Raw genomic sequence first — 17478 nt, 5'->3', positions numbered from 1 at the left:
CCGGAAAGGGCCGCGCGATGAGCCAAGATCGACCCCAAACCCCGGTTCTGGACCGGGTCAGGCTGCCTTCGGACCTCAAGGCCCTGTCGGACCGCGAACTGCAGCAGCTCGCCGATGAATTGCGCGCCGAGACGATCAGCGCGGTCAGCGTGACCGGCGGCCATCTGGGCGCGGGGCTGGGCGTGGTGGAACTGACCGTGGCGCTGCATGCGGTGTTCGATTCGCCGCGCGACAAGATCATCTGGGATGTCGGCCACCAGTGCTATCCGCACAAGATCCTGACCGGGCGGCGCGACCGCATCCGCACGCTGCGGATGGGCGGCGGGCTGTCCGGCTTTACCAAGCGCAGCGAAAGCCCCTATGACCCCTTTGGCGCGGGCCATTCCAGCACCTCGATCAGCGCAGCGCTGGGTTTTGCCATGGCGCGCGAGCTTGGCGGCGATCCCGGCGACGCGGTCGCGGTGATCGGCGACGGTGCGATGTCCGCCGGCATGGCCTTCGAGGCGATGAACAATGCGGGCCATCTGGGCAAGCGGCTGTTCGTCATCCTGAACGACAACGAAATGTCGATCGCTCCGCCCACTGGCGCGCTGTCATCCTATCTGACGCGGCTCTATTCCGAGGCGCCGTTTCAGGACCTGAAATCCATCGCCAAGGGCGCGGTCGGTTTGCTGCCCTCGCCCCTGCAAGAGGGCGCGCGCCGGGCCAAGGATGTGCTGAAGGGCATGGCCTTGGGCGGGACCCTGTTCGAAAAGCTGGGTTTTTCCTATGTCGGGCCGGTCGATGGGCATGATCTGGACCAGCTTCTGCCGCTGCTGCGGACGGTCAAGCAGCGCGCCACCGGGCCGGTGCTGATCCACGCCATCACCCGCAAGGGCAAGGGCTATGCCCCTGCCGAAGGCGCGGCGGATCGCGGCCATGCCCGTGCCCGTTTCGATGTGATCACGGGCGAGCAGGCCAAGTCGAAATCGAACGCGCCCAGCTATACCTCGGTCTTCGCCAAGGCGTTGATCGATCAGGCGTCGCGGGACGACAAGATCGTGGCGATCACCGCCGCCATGCCCGACGGCACCGGGCTGAACCTGTTTGCCGAGCAGTTCCCCCGCCGCTGCTTCGATGTGGGCATTGCCGAACAGCACGCGGTGACCTTCGCGGCGGGGCTGGCGGCTGGCGGGATGCGACCCTTTTGCGCGCTGTATTCGACCTTTCTGCAGCGCGGCTATGACCAGATCGTGCATGACGTGGCGATCCAGCGTCTGCCGGTGCGCTTTGCCATCGACCGCGCCGGGCTGGTCGGCGCGGACGGGGCGACCCATGCCGGAGCCTTCGATATCGGCTTCATGGCCAGCCTGCCGGGCATGGTCGTCATGGCCGCCGCCGACGAGGCCGAACTGGTCCACATGGTCGCCACCGCCGCCGCGCATGATGACGGCCCCATCGCCTTCCGCTTTCCGCGCGGCGAGGGAACCGGGGTCGAGATGCCCGAACGCGGCACGCCGCTGGAAATCGGCAAGGGCCGCATGGTGGCGGAAGGGTCGCGGGTCGCGATCCTGTCCTTTGGCACCCGTCTGGCCGAGGTCATGGCCGCCCGCGAGGCGCTGCAGGCGCGCGGCATCGCTCCCACCGTCGCCGATGCGCGCTTTGCCAAGCCGCTGGACCGCGATCTGATCCTGTCGCTCGCCCGCGAGCACGAGGCATTGATCACCATTGAAGAAGGCGCCGTCGGCGGTTTCGGCAGCCATGTCGCGCAGCTTCTGGCGGATGAGGGGGTGTTCGACAACGGCCTCAAGTTCCGCTCGATGGTGCTGCCCGATACCTTCATCGACCATGACAGCCCGGCCGCGATGTATGCCTCGGCCGCGATGAGTGCGTCCGATATCGAGGCGCGGGTGCTGGACGTGCTGGGCGCCGCCCGCCTGCCAGCCCGCGCCTGAGCGCCCGCCATGTCACGTTACACCCACGCCGACGCGCATCCCGACGATCCGCATTACGTCTCGCGCTCGGGCTGGCTGCGGGCGGCGGTGCTGGGGGCGAATGACGGCATCGTCTCGGTCGCCTCGCTGCTGGCCGGGATGGCGGCGTCCGGTTCGTCGCGAGAGGCGGTGCTGCTGGCCGGCGTCGCCGGGCTGTCGGCGGGGGCGCTGTCGATGGCGGCGGGGGAATATGTCTCGGTGTCCAGCCAGTCCGACATCGAGCGCGCGGATATCCGGCGCGAACTGGCCGCCCTGCGCGACGACCCGGAAACCGAGCTGATCGAACTGGCCGAGATCTACGAGGAACGCGGGCTGTCGCCGGAAACCGCGATGCTGGTGGCGCGCGAGATGACCGAACATGACGCGCTGGCCGCCCATGTCCGGGATGAGCTGGGCCTGTCGGACGTGCTGTCGGCCAACCCCCTGCAGGCGGCGCTGGCCTCGGCCGCGACCTTCACGCTGGCGGCGGCGATCCCGCTGATCGGGGCTTGGGTCGCGCCGTTCCACGCCATCCTGCCGGTGGTGCTGGGGGCCACGCTGCTGGCGCTGGTGTTGCTGGGCGCGACCGGGGCGCGGGCCGGGGGCGCGCCGATGGGCCGCGCGGTCTTGCGGGTGGTGTTCTGGGGGGCGGCGGCCATGGGCATCACCGCCGTCATCGGCCGGATTTTCGGCGTCGCGATAGGATGAACGACATGATGAGAGCCTTGGTGCTGATGCTCGCGCTGACCGCCGGTCCGGCGCTGGCGACGCCGGAATATGTGCTGCCGACGCTGTTCGACGTGGCGGACGTGGCCGCAGACGATGTGCTGAACATCCGCAGCCAGCCCAATGCCAGCGCCGAGATCGTCGGCAGCCTGCCGCCCGATGCGACCGAGGTCGAGATCACCGCTCTCGATCCCTCGGGCCGTTGGGGGCAGGTCAATACGGGCGAGCGTGCGGGCTGGGTCGCGATGCGGTTTCTGCAGTATCGCACCGATGTCTGGGCCGAGGACCGCGTCCCCGCGACGCTGATCTGCAGCGGGACCGAGCCGTTCTGGTCCTTTACCATCGAGGGGGACCGGCTGGCCTGGCGCGCGCCGGACGCGCAGCGCGACTGGCCCGGCGTTCAGATCCGTGGCACCGGCTGGGCGCGCGACCCGCATCGCGGGCTGTTCGCGCGGGACGGGCAAAGCGTGCTGGCGGCGACGATCACGCCCAAGCAATGCTCGGACGGGATGTCGGACATGGCTTTTGGACTAGAGGCGACGGTGCTGGTGCAGGACGGGGCGGCGCCGCTGCAGATGTATTCCGGCTGCTGCCGCATCGGCGCGCGCTAGGGCGTCAGCTTAGCGCCGCTGCCACCAGCAGGACGGCCGCCGTGACCACCCCCCCGATACTGGCCGAGCGCCAGTTGAAGCGGCGCGGCGGCGGGGTCAGCGGTGCCTCGGCCCGCTGGCGGGCGCGCCAGATCGCGTCCTCGATCAGCACCGGCATCAGCGGCATGGCGCGGTGCAGCGTGCGCAGGATCTTGCGGCTGTCGGTGACCAGCGCGCGCGGTCCGAGATTGGCCTTGATGTAATCCTCGACCACCGGGCGCGCCGTCTTCCAGATGTTCAGGTTCGGATCGAGCGAGCGGGCGACGCCCTCGACCACGACCATGGTGCGCTGCAGCAGGATCAGCTCGGTCCGGGTCTGCATTCCGAAGCGTTCCGTCACCTCGAACAGATAGCCCAGCAGGTTCGCCATCGAGATGCGGCTGGCCTCGGCCCCGAAGATCGGCTCGCCCACCGACCGCAGGGCGCGGGCAAAGGCGGCCGGATCGCGGTCGCGGGGGACATAGCCGGCCTCGAAATGGACATGGGCCAGCCCCTCGTAATCGCGGCGGATGAAGCCCATCAGGATCTCGGCATAGATGCGGCGGGTGTATTCGTCGATCTCGCCCATGATGCCGAAATCATAGGCGATAAGGTCGCCATTGGCGCCCACCTTCAGATTGCCCTGATGCATGTCGCCGTGAAAGAACCCGTCGCGCAGCGCATGTGACAGGAACAGCTGCAGGATACGTTCGGCCAGCGCCGAGGTGTCATGCCCCGCCGCCCGGATCGCCCCCACCTCGCCCAGCGAGATCCCTTCGGCCCAGTCGCTGGTCAGCACCCGGCGCGAGGTCAGCTCCCAATGCGGTTTCGGGACCGAGAAATGCGCGTCGTCGCGGGTGTTTTCGGCGAAAAGCGAGGCCGAGGCGGCTTCCAGCCGCAGGTCCAGCTCGCCATTGACGACGCCTTCGAAATGGCTGACGACATCCTTGGGGCGCAGCCGGCGGGTCGAGGGCGACAGCGCCTCGATCAGATCGGCGCCGAAATGGAAGGCGTCGATGTCGCGGGAAAAGGCGGTCACGATGTTCGGGCGCAGCACCTTGACCGCGACCTCGGCCCCGGTATCGGCGCGGCGCGCGCGGTGGACCTGCGCGATCGAGGCGGCGGCGACGGGGGCGGAAAATTCGCTGAACAGCGTGTCCAGCGGCGCGCCGAAATCGGCCTCGATCATCTGCCGCGCGATGTCGGTCGGGAAAGGCGGAAGCTTGTCCTGCAGATAGGAAAGCTGCTGCGCCAGATCGGCGCCGACCACATCGGGCCGCGTCGACATGATCTGGCCGAACTTGATATAGGCCGGGCCGAGGGCGGTGATCGCCCGCGTGACCGGCGGCAGGGCCGGATCGCCGGCATAGCCCAGCCAGCGGAAGGGCCAGCCCAGCACCCGCGCCGCCACGCGGACATTGCGCGGCGCCTGCATGGCATCCAGCGCCACGCCCATCGCGCCGGTCCGCTCGAACGTCGCGCCGGTGCGGATCAGCCGCCAGATATTGTGCGGCCCCCTCACAATTTCCACCCGGAATGCAGCGCGGCGATGCCGAGCGACAGGTTGCGATACTGCACCCGCTCGAACCCCGCGTCGCGAATCATCCCGGCGAAACTGTCCTGATCGGGAAAGCGGCGGATCGATTCGACCAGATATTGATAGCTGTCGCGGTCATTGGCGACCATCTGGCCCATCACCGGAATGACGTTGAAGGAATAGCGGTCATAGGCCCATTGCAGCGCCGGCACCGGAAGCTGGCTGAATTCCAGCACCATCAGCCGGCCGCCGGGGCGCAGCACGCGAAACGCCTCGGTCAGCGCGTCCTGGATGCGGGTGACGTTGCGGATGCCGAAGCTGATCGTATAGCGGTCGAAGCTGCCATCGGCGAAGGGCAGGGCCATCGCGTCGCCGGTGACCCAGCCCAGCCTGTCGGCCAGCGCCTGCGCCTGGGCGCGCTTGCGGCCTTCGATCAGCATGTTCTCGGTCATGTCGCAGACGGTGACGCGGGCGCCGGGCGCGCGGTCCAGAAAGCGGAAGGCGATGTCGCCGGTGCCGCCCGCCATGTCCAGCAGATGCTGGCCATCGCGCGGGGCCAGCCAGTCCATCATCGCGTTCTTCCAGACCCGGTGAACGCCGACGCTCATCAGGTCGTTCATCACGTCATAGCGCGAGGCGACCCGCGAGAACACGCCATGGACCAGACCCGCCTTCTGGTCCTCGTCCACGGTCTGAAAGCCGAAATGGGTCTGTCCGTGGGGTTTGTTATCGCTCATTGCTCTTGCCGTCCGAGGGTTGGGGGCACAGTTAAAGCCGAACTCCCGCGGAAACAATGCGACGAAAGCACCGAAGATGCCAGAACTGCCCGAAGTCGAGACGGTCCGCCGCGGCCTGCTGCCCCATCTGCAGGATGCGCGGATCGAACGGCTGGTGCTGAACCGGGCCGGGCTGCGCTGGCCGTTCCCGCCCGATCTGGTGCAGGTGGCGACCGGGGCACGGGTGACGGGGCTGCGGCGGCGGTCGAAATATGTGCTGCTGGATCTGGACCGCGATGCCTCGATCCTGCTGCATCTGGGCATGTCCGGGCGCATCGTCATCGACGGCGCGGGCGTGGGCGAGTTCCACCGCGACCCGTCGATCCTGCCCCAACACGATCACGTCGTCATCGAAACCGACGCCGGCACCCGCATCACGCTGAACGATGCCCGCCGCTTCGGCATGGTCGATCTGGTGCGCGGCGATGGCGGCCCGCTGCTGGCCGGGCTGGGGCCAGAGCCGATGGACGAGGACTTCACCGGCGCGGTGCTGGCCGCAACCTTTGCCGGGCGGCGCGCGCCGGTCAAGGCGCTGCTACTGGATCAGCGCGTGGTGGCGGGGCTGGGCAATATCTATGTCTCGGAATCGCTGTTCCGGGCCGGGATCGACCCGCGCCGCGCCGCCGGGCGGATCGGGCGGGCGCGGCTGGACGCACTGGCGGGCCATATCCAGGACGTGCTGGCCGAGGCGATCGCGGCGGGCGGGTCGTCGCTGCGCGATCACCGCCAAGCTAGTGGTGAGCTGGGCTATTTCCAGCACAGTTTCCGCGTCTATGACCGCGAGGGCGCGCCCTGTCCGCGCCCCGGCTGTCCGGGCCAGATCCGGCGCATCGTGCAGTCCGGCCGGTCCAGCTTTTTCTGCCCGCGCTGCCAGCATTAGCGGCCCTGCGCCGGGTCTGGCCACAGCCTTGCGGTTTTGATAGGACGAGGCCCAACCGCAACCGCGAGGCGCTTTCATGGCTTACCACAACATCACCGTCGAGATCGCCGATTACGTGGCGCTGATCCGGCTGAACCGGCCCGACGCGCTGAACGCGCTGAACTCGGCCCTGCTGGCGGAACTGGCCACCGCCCTGACCGAGGCCGACGCCAACGACAAGGTCCGCTGCATCGTCATCACCGGCAGCGAAAAGGCCTTTGCCGCCGGGGCCGACATCAAGGAAATGTCCGAGAAATCCTTTGTCGATGTCTATGGCGAGGACATGTTCGCAGACTCGACCGACACCATCCTGCGCATCCGCAAGCCGATCATCGCGGCGGTATCCGGCTATGCGCTGGGCGGCGGGGCGGAACTGGCCATGGCCTGCGATTTCATCATCTGCGCCGAGAACGCGAAATTCGGCCAGCCCGAGATCAATCTGGGCGTCATCCCCGGCATCGGCGGCACCCAGCGCCTGACCCGATTCGTCGGCAAGTCCAAGGCGATGGAAATGACCCTGACCGGGCGTTTCATGGACGCCGAAGAGGCCGAGCGTTCGGGCCTTGTCAGCCGCGTCGTGCCGACGGCCAAGCTGCTGTCCGAGGTGATGGCGGTGGCCCGCAAGATCGCCGAGAAATCGCAGATGGCGGTTCTGGCCGGCAAAGAGGCCGTCAACCGCAGCTATGAAACCACGCTGCGCGAGGGTCTGCAGTTCGAACGTCGGCTATTCCACGCCCTGTTCGCGACCGAGGACCAGAAGGAAGGCATGGCCGCCTTTCTTGAAAAGCGCGAGCCGCAATTCCGCGACCGCTGATAGCGCTTGGCTTTTCCGCCCGGTCGCTGTATAGCGCCGGGCTACATGCGCGTGGGCCCGCTTTGGCAAGAATCATGACCGTCCGTCCGGACGGCGCCATGGGGCTTTTGCGTTACCGGATTTGAACAGAACCAGACAGGACCGCACCCATGGCCAATACGCCCCAATCCCAGAAACGCGCCCGCCAGGCCGAGCGCCGCACCCTTGTCAACAAGGCCCGCCGCTCGCGCATCCGCACCTATCTGCGCAAGGTCGAGGAAGCCATCGCCGCCGGCGATGCCGAGGCCGCCAAGGCCGCGCTGCAGGCCGCCCAGCCCGAACTGATGCGCGGTGTGACCCGCGGCGTCTACCACAAGAACACCGCCGCGCGGAAAATGTCGCGCCTGTCGGCACGCGTCAAGGCTGTGGCCGCGCAGTAACAGATCCCCCTGCGGCAGAGCGTCTGATTCTGCCCGATCGGGGCCAGCATGGGCTGGTTTCAGCCAGTGAACAGGGCGCATCGCAGGATGCGCCCTTTTGCGTGTCAGCATCCGCAAAATGCAACCTATTCAGGAAGTTGCGGCAAGCCCATGGATTTGCGACGGCTTTGCCACGGGGCCCGGGGATTCGCCTGGGGCAAGATCATGTCAAGCGCGAAGATCGGTTGCAGGGCGCGGGGCGGAAGGGCTAGCTTCATCCCTGCGATTCACCTCGCCTTGGGGGACCTCGTGGACGTCCCGGCAAACGGGCCGGAAGAAAACCACGAAGATACAGACCGTTAGATCCGGTCCACGCAACTTCCGCAGCAGGCCTGCCAGCTTTCTGCAACCGTCGCGTGATTCTGTCCGGGCTGGACAGGCAACATGGCCCTTGGCCGTGGCGTCTGTCCTGATGCCTGACCCCAAGGTGAACGAACGCCCGCGCCGCACTGAAACACAGGCGGCCGGCCACGGGGACAGCATGACGGACGAGACAAGAACAATGCAGGACGTTTGGGTGCAGGCCAGCGATTGGCTTCGGGACAGGGTTGGCAGCAACAATCACACGGCGTGGATCGCGCCGCTGGATCTGGGCGGGATCGAGGCGGACGAGGCGGCGATTGCGGCGCCCACGCGCTTCATCTCGGATTGGGTGCAGCGCCACTATGCCGATGCGATCCGCGATGCGCTCGTCCATGCCGGCGCGCCGGTCACCCGTCTCAGCTTCCGTGTCGCGACCGCGCCCCGTGCGACCGCGCCCCGCAAGCGCAGCGATGCGGCCCGCCCGACCCCAGTCGAGCCCGAGATGTCGGCGCCGCTGGACGCCCGCTTTACCTTCGACAATTTCGTCGTCGGCAAGCCCAATGAGCTGGCCCATGCCGCCGCCCGCCGCGTGGCCGAAGGCGGTGCGGTGACCTTCAACCCGCTGTTTCTCTATGGCGGGGTCGGGCTGGGCAAGACCCACCTGATGCACGCCATCGCCAGCGAGGTTCGCGCCCGCCGCCCCGAAAGCCGGGTGCTGTATCTGTCGGCCGAGCAGTTCATGTACCGCTTCGTGCAGGCGCTACGCGAGCGGACCGTCATGGACTTCAAGGAGATGTTCCGCACCGTCGAGGTGCTGATGGTCGATGACGTCCAGTTCATCGCCGGCAAGGAATCGACGCAAGAGGAATTCTTCCATACGTTCAACGCGCTCGTCGATCAGGGCAAGCAGATCGTCATTTCCGCCGACCGCGCGCCGGGCGAGATCAAGGATCTGGAAGACCGCATCAAGTCGCGCCTGCAATGCGGGCTGGTCGTGGACCTGCACCCGACCGATTACGAGCTGCGTCTGGGCATCCTGCAATCCAAGACCGATTCGCTGCGCGGCCAATATGCCGGGCTCTGCGTCGAACCGGGCGTGCTCGAATTTCTCGCCCACCGCATCACCTCGAATGTCCGCGTGCTGGAAGGTGCGCTGCAGCGGCTGTTCGCCTTTGCCAGCCTGGTCGGACGCAAGATCGACATGGATCTGACGCAGGATTGTCTGGTCGACACGCTGCGGTCATCCGATCGCAAGGTCTCGATCGAGGATATCCAGCGCCGCGTGGCCGAGCATTACAACATCCGCCTGTCCGATCTGGTCGGGCAAAAGCGGGTGCGCACCATTGCCCGGCCGCGTCAGGTGGCGATGTATCTGGCCAAGCAGATGACCACCCGCAGCCTGCCCGAGATCGGCCGCCGCTTCGGCGGGCGCGACCACACCACCATCATGCACGGTGTCCGCAAGATCGAAGAGCTTTGCGCCGAGGATCACAGCCTTGCCGAGGACGTGCAATTGCTGCGCCGCGCCCTTGAGGCTTGAGGGTTGATTCCGGCACCGTTTTTCAAGACATTCACCCGGCTGGCCAAGCCGGCCTGACTGCGCCGGAATATGCGCCAGACAGCGAAGCGCATGACAGGGGACTGAAGATGAAATTCTCGATCGAACGGGCGGATCTGGTCAAGGCCGTGGCGCAGGCAGGGTCCGTCGTCGAGCGTCGCCACACCATCCCGATCCTGGCCAACGTCCAGATCGAGGCGACCGAGTCCGGCGTCAGCTTTCGCGGCACCGATCTGGACACCGAGGTCGTCGACCGCACCGCGGCCCATGTCGAACGTCCGGGCGCGACCACCGTCTCGGCGCAGATGCTGAACGAGATCGCGCGCAAGCTGCCCGACGGTTCGCTGGTGACGCTGTCGGTCGATGGCGGCAGCGACCGGCTGGCGGTGCAGGCGGGGCGGTCGAATTTCGCGCTGGCGACCCTGCCGACCGAGGATTTTCCGGTCATGGCCAATGCCGAATATTCGGCCAATTTCTCGGCCCCCGCGCCGGTTCTGCGCCGGCTGTTCGACAAGTCGAAATTCGCCATCTCGAACGAGGAAACCCGCTATTACCTGAACGGCGTCTATCTGCATGTGGCCCAGGCCGAGGACGGTCAGGTGCTGCGCTGCGTGGCGACCGACGGCCACCGGCTGGCCCGGATCGACGCGCCCCTGCCCGAGGGCGCGGGCGACATGCCCGGCATCATCGTGCCGAAAAAGACCGTGGCCGAGCTGCGCAAGCTGCTGGATGATGACGAGGCGCAGATCGCGGTCTCGGTCAGCGACACCAAGGTCCGCTTTGCGACGCCCACGCTGACGCTGACCTCGAAGGTCATCGACGGCACCTTCCCCGACTACACCCGCGTGATCCCCTCGGGCAACAGCCGCAAGATGGAGGTCGATGCCAGCGATTTCGCCCGCGCCGTCGACCGCGTGGCGACCGTCAGCAGCGAAAAGACCCGCGCCGTCAAGCTGGCGCTCGAACTGGACCGGGTGGTGCTGTCGGTCAACGCCCCCGACGCCGGCACGGCCGAGGAAGAGCTGGCCGTGGCCTATGGCGACGAGGCGATGGAAATCGGCTTCAACGCGAAATACCTGCAGGAAATCGCCGCCCAGATCGACCGCGAGAACGCGGTGTTCCTGTTCAACGGCTCGGGCGACGCCGCCCTGATCCGCGAGGGCAGCGATCTGTCCGCGGTCTATGTCGTCATGCCGATGCGCGTGTGAGCGTTGGCCGGCTGACGCTGGCGCAGTTCCGGTCCTGGCCGCATCTGGATCTGGACCTGGACGCGCGGCCGGTGGTGCTTGCGGGACCGAACGGGGCGGGCAAGACGAATGTCCTGGAAGCCGCCTCGATGCTGGCGCCGGGTCGCGGGATGCGCGGTGCCGCGCCCGCCGATCAGGCCCGGCAGGGCGTGGGCGCCGGTTGGCGCATCCGCGCGGTGCTGGATGGCCGCCAGATCGAGACGCAGGCCCTGCCCGGCAATGGCCGCGAGGTGCGGATCGACGACAAGCCCGCGCCGCAGACGGCCCTTGGCAACCTGCTGCGGGTGGTCTGGCTGACGCCGGCGATGGACCGGCTGTGGACCGACGCGCCGGAAACGCGGCGGCGCTTTCTGGACCGGCTGACGCTGTCCTTTCACCCCGCCCATGCCGAGGCCGCGCTGGCCTATGACAAGGCCATGCGCGAACGCAACCGCCTGCTGCGCGACCAGATCACCGATCCGGGCTGGTATCGCGCGCTGGAGGGCCAGATGGCCGAGGCGGGCGCGCGGATCACGCGGCACCGCCTGTCGGCCCTGCAACAGGTGATGGCGGCGCAGGCGCAATCGCCGGATTTCCCCGCCGCCACCCTGTCGCTGCTGCCGGGCGAGGGGTTCGCCGATGATCCCGACGCCGCCGACATCGCCGGTCGTCTGGCCGCCATGCGCGCCCGCGATCTGGCCGCCGGGCGCAGCCTGACCGGTCCCCACCGCGCCGATCTGGGGGCGGTCTGGGGGCCGCAGGAAATGCCCGCGGCGCTGTCCTCGACCGGCGAGCAAAAGGCGCTGCTGCTGTCGGTGATCCTCGCCAATGCCCGCGCCTTGCCAGATCTGCCGGTGCTGCTGCTGCTGGACGAGGTCGCGGCCCATCTGGATGCCGAGCGGCGGGCGGCGCTGTATCACGAAATCGGGCGGCTGGCCGCGCAGACCATGCTGACCGGCACCGGGCCAGAGCTTTTCGACGCCATCGCGCCGCAGGCTCAGATGCTGTCGGTGGCGCGCGATGTCCACGGTGTCAGCCGGCTGGTTCGGACGCCGGATGAGGCGGGCGGCGGCAGTCACCTCAACTAGTGGCGCAAACCCGCGATTTTACCACGAAATACGGTGTCTTGGCCGTGACTTTACCCGCCCGATTGCCTATATCTGACGCAGTTGCACAGGAATTTTCAGGCATGACAGACACCATCCCGACGTCCGCCGAATATGGCGCGGATTCGATCAAGGTTCTCAAAGGGTTGGAAGCAGTCCGCAAGCGGCCGGGAATGTATATCGGCGACACCGATGACGGCAGCGGCCTGCATCACATGGTCTACGAGGTCGTCGATAACGGCATCGACGAGGCGCTGGCCGGTCATGCCGACTATGTGCAGGTCAAGATTCACGCCGATTCCAGCGTCTCGGTCCGCGATAACGGTCGCGGCATCCCCGTCGCGCTGCACCCGACCGAGGGCGTCAGCGCGGCCGAGGTCATCATGACCCAGCTTCATGCCGGGGGGAAATTCGACCAGAACAGCTACAAGGTCTCGGGCGGTCTGCATGGCGTCGGCGTTTCGGTCGTGAACGCGCTGTCGGACTGGCTGGAGCTGCGGATCTGGCGCAACGGCAAGGAACATCTGGTCCGCTTCGAAAACGGCGACACGGTCGAACCGCTGCGCGTCGTCGGCGATGCCGCGCCGGGCGAGACCGGGACCGAGGTCCGCTTCATGGCCTCGTCCCGCGAGGATCGGCCGGACGGGACCTTCTCGAACCGCGATTTCGTCTTCAAGACGCTGGAAAACCGCCTGCGCGAGCTGGCGTTCCTGAACTCTGGCGTGCGGATCATCATCGAAGACGAGCGCCCGGCCGAGCCGGTGCGGACCGAACTGCTGTATGAGGGCGGCGTCCGCGAATTCGTCAAGTTCATCGACCGGTCCAAGACCCCGGTGCTGGCCGAGCCGATCTTCATCCAGGGCGAGCGCAACGGGATTTCCGTCGAGGTCGCGATGTGGTGGAACGAAAGCTATCACGAGACGGTCCTGCCGTTTACCAACAACATTCCGCAGCGCGACGGCGGCACCCATCTGGCCGGCTTCCGCGGCGCGCTGACCCGTGTGATCACGAAATACGCGCAGGAAAGCGGCATCGCCCGCAAGGAAAAGATCGACTTCACCGGCGATGACGCCCGCGAAGGGCTGACCTGCGTGCTGTCGGTCAAGGTGCCCGATCCCAAATTCTCCAGCCAGACCAAGGACAAGCTGGTCAGTTCCGAAGTGCGCCCGGCGGTCGAGGGGCTGGTCGGCGAGAAACTTTCCGAGTGGTTCGAGGAAAACCCCGCCGACGCCAAGCAGATCCTCGGCAAGATCGTCGAGGCCGCCCTGGCTCGCGAGGCAGCGCGCAAGGCCCGCGACCTGACCCGCCGCAAGACCGCGATGGACGTGGCCAGCCTGCCCGGAAAGCTGGCCGATTGTCAGGAAAAGGACCCGGCCCTGTCGGAACTGTTCATCGTCGAGGGCGATTCGGCCGGCGGTTCGGCCAAGCAGGGCCGCTCGCGCAAGGATCAGGCCGTGCTGCCGCTGCGGGGCAAGATCCTGAACGTGGAACGCGCGCGTTTTGACCGGATGCTGTCGTCGGAAAGCGTCGGCACGCTGATCACCGCGCTTGGCACCGGCATCGGGCGGGACGAATTCGACCTGTCGAAGCTGCGTTATCACAAGGTCATCATCATGACCGACGCCGATGTCGACGGCGCCCATATCCGCACGCTGCTGCTGACCTTCTTCTTCCGCCAGATGCCCGAACTGATCGAGGCCGGGCACCTGTATATCGCCGAGCCGCCGCTCTACAAGGTCGGGCGCGGGCGGTCCGAGGTCTATCTGAAGAACGAGGCCGCGCTGGAAGATTACCTGATCGAACAGGGTTCCGACGGGGCGGCGCTACGGCTTGGTTCGGGCGAGATCCTGTCGCGCAACGACCTGCTGCGCGTCATCGAGGAAGCCCGTACGGTGCGCCGCATCCTGCGCTCCTATCCGACGCATTACCCGCCCCATGTGATCGAGCAGGCGGCCATCGCCGGCGCCCTGCAGCAGGAACGCATCCAAAGCGACGCCGGCGCGGCCGCCGAGGCGGTGGCTCGGCGGCTGGACCTGATCGCCGAGGAATACGAGCGCGGCTGGACCGGGCAGGCGACCGAGGATGGTGGCATCGCCGTGACGCGGGTGCTGCGCGGCGTCGAAGAGGCGCGCGTGCTGGACGGCCCGCTGCTGCGCTCGACCGAATCGCGGCGTCTCTCGGCCATGACCGAGCGTCTGCAAGAGGTCTATGCCGAACCGGCGACGCTGCTGCGCAAGGACCGCGAGGTGCCGATCTATGGCCCGCTGGGGCTGCTGTCCTATATCCTGCTGGAAGGCGAAAAGGGCCTGTCGCTGCAGCGCTACAAGGGTCTGGGCGAGATGAACCCCGAGCAGCTTTGGGAAACCACGCTCGACCCCGAGGCGCGGACCATGCTGCAGGTCAAGATCGACGATATCTCGGACGCCGAAGACATCTTCTCGAAGCTGATGGGCGATCTGGTCGAACCGCGGCGCGAATTCATCCAGCAGAACGCGCTGAGCGTCGAGAACCTGGACGTGTAGCAAAGCAGCGTCAGGCTGCGGCGGATCGTGATAAAACTGCCGCAGTCCGGCGTCGATTGGGCCGCACATCGACCTGTCCGACAGGACAGATTGCCAGCGCGTAACGGCTTCTTTAGCGTTCAGCGTTACATTCCATCGAGATTTTCGCGAATCGCGACACTCTGCTAGTGAGGTTCATGATGAGTTCTGGTTTCATTTCCCGGTTGGCCGGCGCTGCCGCGTTTCTGGCCGCGCCCGCCGCCTTTGCCGGCGGTTTTGTCGCACCCACTGTCGAGGTCGTCGATCCCATCGTGCCGGTGATCGCGCAGGACTGGACCGGCGCCTATGTCGGGGCCAGCATCGGCTATGCCTTCGCCGGCGATGACCGCGTCGGCTATGCCGAAAACAACGACGTTTTCGCCACGCCGGGCAAGCTGGAGCTTTCGGGCGCCAATGCCGGGCTGCGGGTTGGTTATCGCAAGCAGTTCACCGGTCAGACACGCGAATGGGTGATGGGCGCGGAACTGGGGTATGAGGGCGGCTCGATCGAGGACAGCTTCTCGACCGCGGAATACGAGGCCGGAAACGAGATCAATTCGGTGCTCGCGCTGCGCGTCAAGACCGGCGTGCTGAACGCCCCGCAGGACACGCTGTTCTACGGCATCCTGGGCGTCGCCCGCGCGGATTACGACTATCGCGCCAGCAGCACCGATGGCGTCATCGATCTGGTCGGTGATGGCGAGAAATCGACCGGCTACATCGTCGGCTTCGGGGTTGAGCGCAAGATGACCGACAAGCTCTCGCTGACGGGCGAGTGGGAATACGCCAATTTCGGCAAGACCAATCTGGGCGACGGGGTCTATTCGACCGAGATGACGCCCGACTACCACAACATCAAGCTGGGTCTGAACTACCGCTTCTGATCCGGTCGATCCTGCTGACAGACCGGCCGTGCCTTTCGGGGCGCGGCCTTTCTTATGTGGAGTACTGTCAAGCCTGACCAGCGATGCTGCGGGTGCTAAATCCACCTTCGAATGGCAGCTTCGAGCGCTTTCCGGAAGTTGAAGGCCTTGCGACCTTAGTTGCCATCCTTGAAGTTGTCTTTCGCGAGACAGGGGGAAGCCATGGAGAATGTGCGGGTAGTGAAACTGGAAGCTAAAGATCTAGCAGTCTTCAAAGCGATCCGATTGGAGTCCTTGAAGATGGCGCCGACAGCATTTGCCAACACCTTCGCAGACTGGTCGTCCCTGCCAGACGAAGAGTGGCTTGATCGAATGAAGATCCCTGTCTTTGCGATGCTGAAGGGTGAGGAACCTGTTGGAATCATGGGCCTGATGCGCCAGCGCGGGGAAAAACGGTCTCACCGCGCAACAATCATGATGGTCTACTTGCGCGAAAGCGAGCGTGGATCCGGCTTGGCGAATGACCTCCTCCAAGCCGTAATGGGCTTTGCGAAGGAAGGCGGCGTGCGCCAACTCGAACTGAACGTCAACCACACCAATGCCAGGGCCATTCGCTTTTTATGAGCGGCACGGCTTCGAGAGGGTAGGGAAAATTCCCGCGGCACTGATCGACGATGGCAACGAAGTGGACGAGCTGATCATGGTTCATCGGTGACATCGCCAATGTCTGCTCCGTCCCGCACTGCCGACCTTGCCTATAGCCGCAAAAACCGATCCTGCGTGCGTGTCGCGCCACAGAATTGAGGCCATGCCAGAGCTGTTACCGGCTTGCGTAAGCCTTTTCTTATTCGTGCCTGTCAAAATGCAGGATCACCAAGTACCGCTTTCGGTACGCGCCGGTCGATGAGGGTGCCGCCCTTTTTTACTGTCGGTTATCCCGACCAGGCCCCGCGCGCGGCACCCTCCATTGACGCGGGCGGTATTTCTACCGCCATGCGCCAAAGCTTGATCGCGAGCTTGCGGGCTACGGCCACGATGGCCTTCTGCCCGATCCCATGCTTCGCAAAATGTCGATTGTAGAGTTCCTTGGCTTCGGGGTCTCGCCACGTCCATTGCCATGCGGCTTCGATGAGAATGCCGCGTAGCCGTTTCTGACCCACGGGTCTGATCCTGGCGCGGGCCTGACTGCCACCACTCTGGCTGACCACAGGTGCGAGACCGAGATAGGAGGTCACTTCCTCGGGGCGGTTGAACCGTTCGGGAGAGAACAGCTCGGCCAAGAAGTTCGATGCCGCGGTCTCGCCCACCCCGACGACAGATGTCAGATGCGCGAACCGCTCTGCGTGCATCCGCTTCGTTGCCGTCCTGATCTCGGCGCGCAGCATCTTGTCTTCGGAGAGTAGGAACAGATACTCGCGCACCATAGAAGCCAGCGACATTCGATGTTCCGGCGGCATATCCAATGCCGACAGGTCTGCCGAAGCGGCCAGAGACCACTTCTGGATGCTCTGCGGTTCACCGATGCCGGACGCGAGCAGGAAGCCCTTGATCTTCTGCTTGATCTTGCCCCGGCTCTCCGCAACACGCTTCCGTCGCCGCACGAGCGCCCGGTAGCCTTCCTGTTCGACGGTTGGAATGGCGACGGAGCGCAGCAATCCTCGCGCGAAGTAAGTTGCCAACTTTACCGCATCCAGCCTGTCGTTCTTCGCCGCCGCAGCGTATCCGCGCGGGATGCGCGACGCGGCGACTACGGACACCTTGAATCCGGCGGCCACCAGTGTTCGCGCCAAGGCGAAGCCGGTTGGCCCTGTCTCATAAACGACATGCTCGATCTTGCAGCCCAAGCCCGAAAGCTGCGCGGCGAGCGCCGCCTCTCCGGCCGGACAGGTATAGCTCTCGACTTGACCGTCCTGCGACGAGAACAGTGCGACGGAATAGGTCTTTTTGTGAACGTCGAGACCGACGACGACAGGTTGGTCTTCGACGGCTTCCACGAAGCGGACGAGGCGCGTTGCTTTCTTGACCATGCTGGAATCTCCTTTGTTTGAAGAACCCCGGCATCGCAGCAGCT

At 66.0% G+C, this 17478-nt stretch carries 15 protein-coding genes; 12 read left to right on the top strand and 3 right to left on the bottom strand.

The window, feature by feature from the left end; translation table 11 throughout:
* The first annotated feature begins 17 nt into the window (after nt 1-17).
* From dxs to CYR75_RS12095, 3 genes are read left to right on the top strand one after another with little or no spacing between them, the layout of a single operon-like run.
* Nucleotides 18-1934 carry a 1-deoxy-D-xylulose-5-phosphate synthase gene (gene dxs, locus CYR75_RS12105; protein ID WP_101500268.1) on the top strand — a complete coding sequence of 639 codons (1917 nt, stop codon included), beginning with the start codon at nt 18-20 and terminating at the stop codon, nt 1932-1934.
* A gap of 9 nt (nt 1935-1943) precedes the next feature.
* A complete protein-coding gene (locus tag CYR75_RS12100) occupies nt 1944-2660 on the top strand; it encodes a VIT1/CCC1 transporter family protein (protein WP_101500267.1) in 717 nt (238 codons plus the stop codon).
* Nucleotides 2661-2665: 5 nt separating this feature from the next.
* Nucleotides 2666-3289, top strand: coding sequence for an SH3 domain-containing protein (locus tag CYR75_RS12095; protein WP_158644650.1), 624 nt, complete (start codon nt 2666-2668; stop codon nt 3287-3289).
* 4 nt (nt 3290-3293) lie between these two features.
* Here CYR75_RS12095 and ubiB read toward each other — a convergent pair whose 3' ends face one another.
* The gene (ubiB, locus tag CYR75_RS12090; protein ID WP_101500265.1) at nt 3294-4829 is read right to left on the bottom strand and encodes a 2-polyprenylphenol 6-hydroxylase; all 1536 of its coding nucleotides are present in this window, start codon (nt 4827-4829) and stop codon (nt 3294-3296) included.
* Entirely contained in the window at nt 4826-5581 is a 756-nt protein-coding gene (gene ubiE / locus CYR75_RS12085) for a bifunctional demethylmenaquinone methyltransferase/2-methoxy-6-polyprenyl-1,4-benzoquinol methylase UbiE (RefSeq protein ID WP_101500264.1), read from the bottom strand. Before ubiE ends, ubiB begins: the two co-directional genes overlap by 4 nt.
* A gap of 76 nt (nt 5582-5657) precedes the next feature.
* On the opposite strand from ubiE, the gene mutM reads away from it, so the two are divergent.
* From mutM to CYR75_RS12040, 9 genes are all read left to right on the top strand, one after another.
* Nucleotides 5658-6500: a bifunctional DNA-formamidopyrimidine glycosylase/DNA-(apurinic or apyrimidinic site) lyase gene (mutM, locus tag CYR75_RS12080; RefSeq protein WP_101500263.1), complete on the top strand. Its 843-nt coding sequence runs from the start codon at nt 5658-5660 to the stop codon at nt 6498-6500.
* Nucleotides 6501-6576: 76 nt separating this feature from the next.
* Nucleotides 6577-7353, top strand: coding sequence for an enoyl-CoA hydratase (locus CYR75_RS12075; RefSeq protein ID WP_101500262.1), 777 nt, complete (start codon nt 6577-6579; stop codon nt 7351-7353).
* A 149-nt stretch (nt 7354-7502) separates the two neighbouring features.
* Nucleotides 7503-7772 carry a 30S ribosomal protein S20 gene (gene rpsT / locus CYR75_RS12070; RefSeq protein ID WP_101500261.1) on the top strand — a complete coding sequence of 90 codons (270 nt, stop codon included), beginning with the start codon at nt 7503-7505 and terminating at the stop codon, nt 7770-7772.
* A gap of 520 nt (nt 7773-8292) precedes the next feature.
* A complete protein-coding gene (dnaA, locus tag CYR75_RS12065; protein WP_101501031.1) occupies nt 8293-9654 on the top strand; it encodes a chromosomal replication initiator protein DnaA in 1362 nt (453 codons plus the stop codon).
* Nucleotides 9655-9761: 107 nt separating this feature from the next.
* Complete coding sequence (gene dnaN, locus CYR75_RS12060; RefSeq protein WP_101500260.1) at nt 9762-10880, top strand: DNA polymerase III subunit beta; 1119 nt, start codon at nt 9762-9764, stop codon at nt 10878-10880.
* Nucleotides 10877-11986 (top strand): DNA replication/repair protein RecF, encoded by a 1110-nt coding sequence (gene recF / locus CYR75_RS12055; RefSeq protein ID WP_101500259.1) that lies wholly within the window; start codon nt 10877-10879, stop codon nt 11984-11986. Before dnaN ends, recF begins: the two co-directional genes overlap by 4 nt.
* Before the next feature lie 101 nt (nt 11987-12087).
* Entirely contained in the window at nt 12088-14526 is a 2439-nt protein-coding gene (gene gyrB / locus CYR75_RS12050; protein WP_101500258.1) for a DNA topoisomerase (ATP-hydrolyzing) subunit B, read from the top strand.
* A 176-nt stretch (nt 14527-14702) separates the two neighbouring features.
* The gene (locus CYR75_RS12045; protein WP_101500257.1) at nt 14703-15428 is read left to right on the top strand and encodes an outer membrane protein; all 726 of its coding nucleotides are present in this window, start codon (nt 14703-14705) and stop codon (nt 15426-15428) included.
* Nucleotides 15429-15629: 201 nt separating this feature from the next.
* Nucleotides 15630-16031, top strand: coding sequence for a GNAT family N-acetyltransferase (locus CYR75_RS12040; protein ID WP_225972712.1), 402 nt, complete (start codon nt 15630-15632; stop codon nt 16029-16031).
* A 308-nt stretch (nt 16032-16339) separates the two neighbouring features.
* On the opposite strand, the gene CYR75_RS12035 is transcribed toward CYR75_RS12040, so the two are convergent.
* Nucleotides 16340-17434, bottom strand: coding sequence for an IS110 family RNA-guided transposase (locus CYR75_RS12035; protein WP_101500256.1), 1095 nt, complete (start codon nt 17432-17434; stop codon nt 16340-16342).
* Between the last annotated feature and the right edge of the window lie 44 nt (nt 17435-17478).

The sequence above is a fragment of the Paracoccus jeotgali genome (assembly GCF_002865605.1).
In the GTDB taxonomy this organism is placed as follows: domain Bacteria; phylum Pseudomonadota; class Alphaproteobacteria; order Rhodobacterales; family Rhodobacteraceae; genus Paracoccus; species Paracoccus jeotgali.
This window is presented reverse-complemented; position numbering and strand designations above follow the sequence as displayed.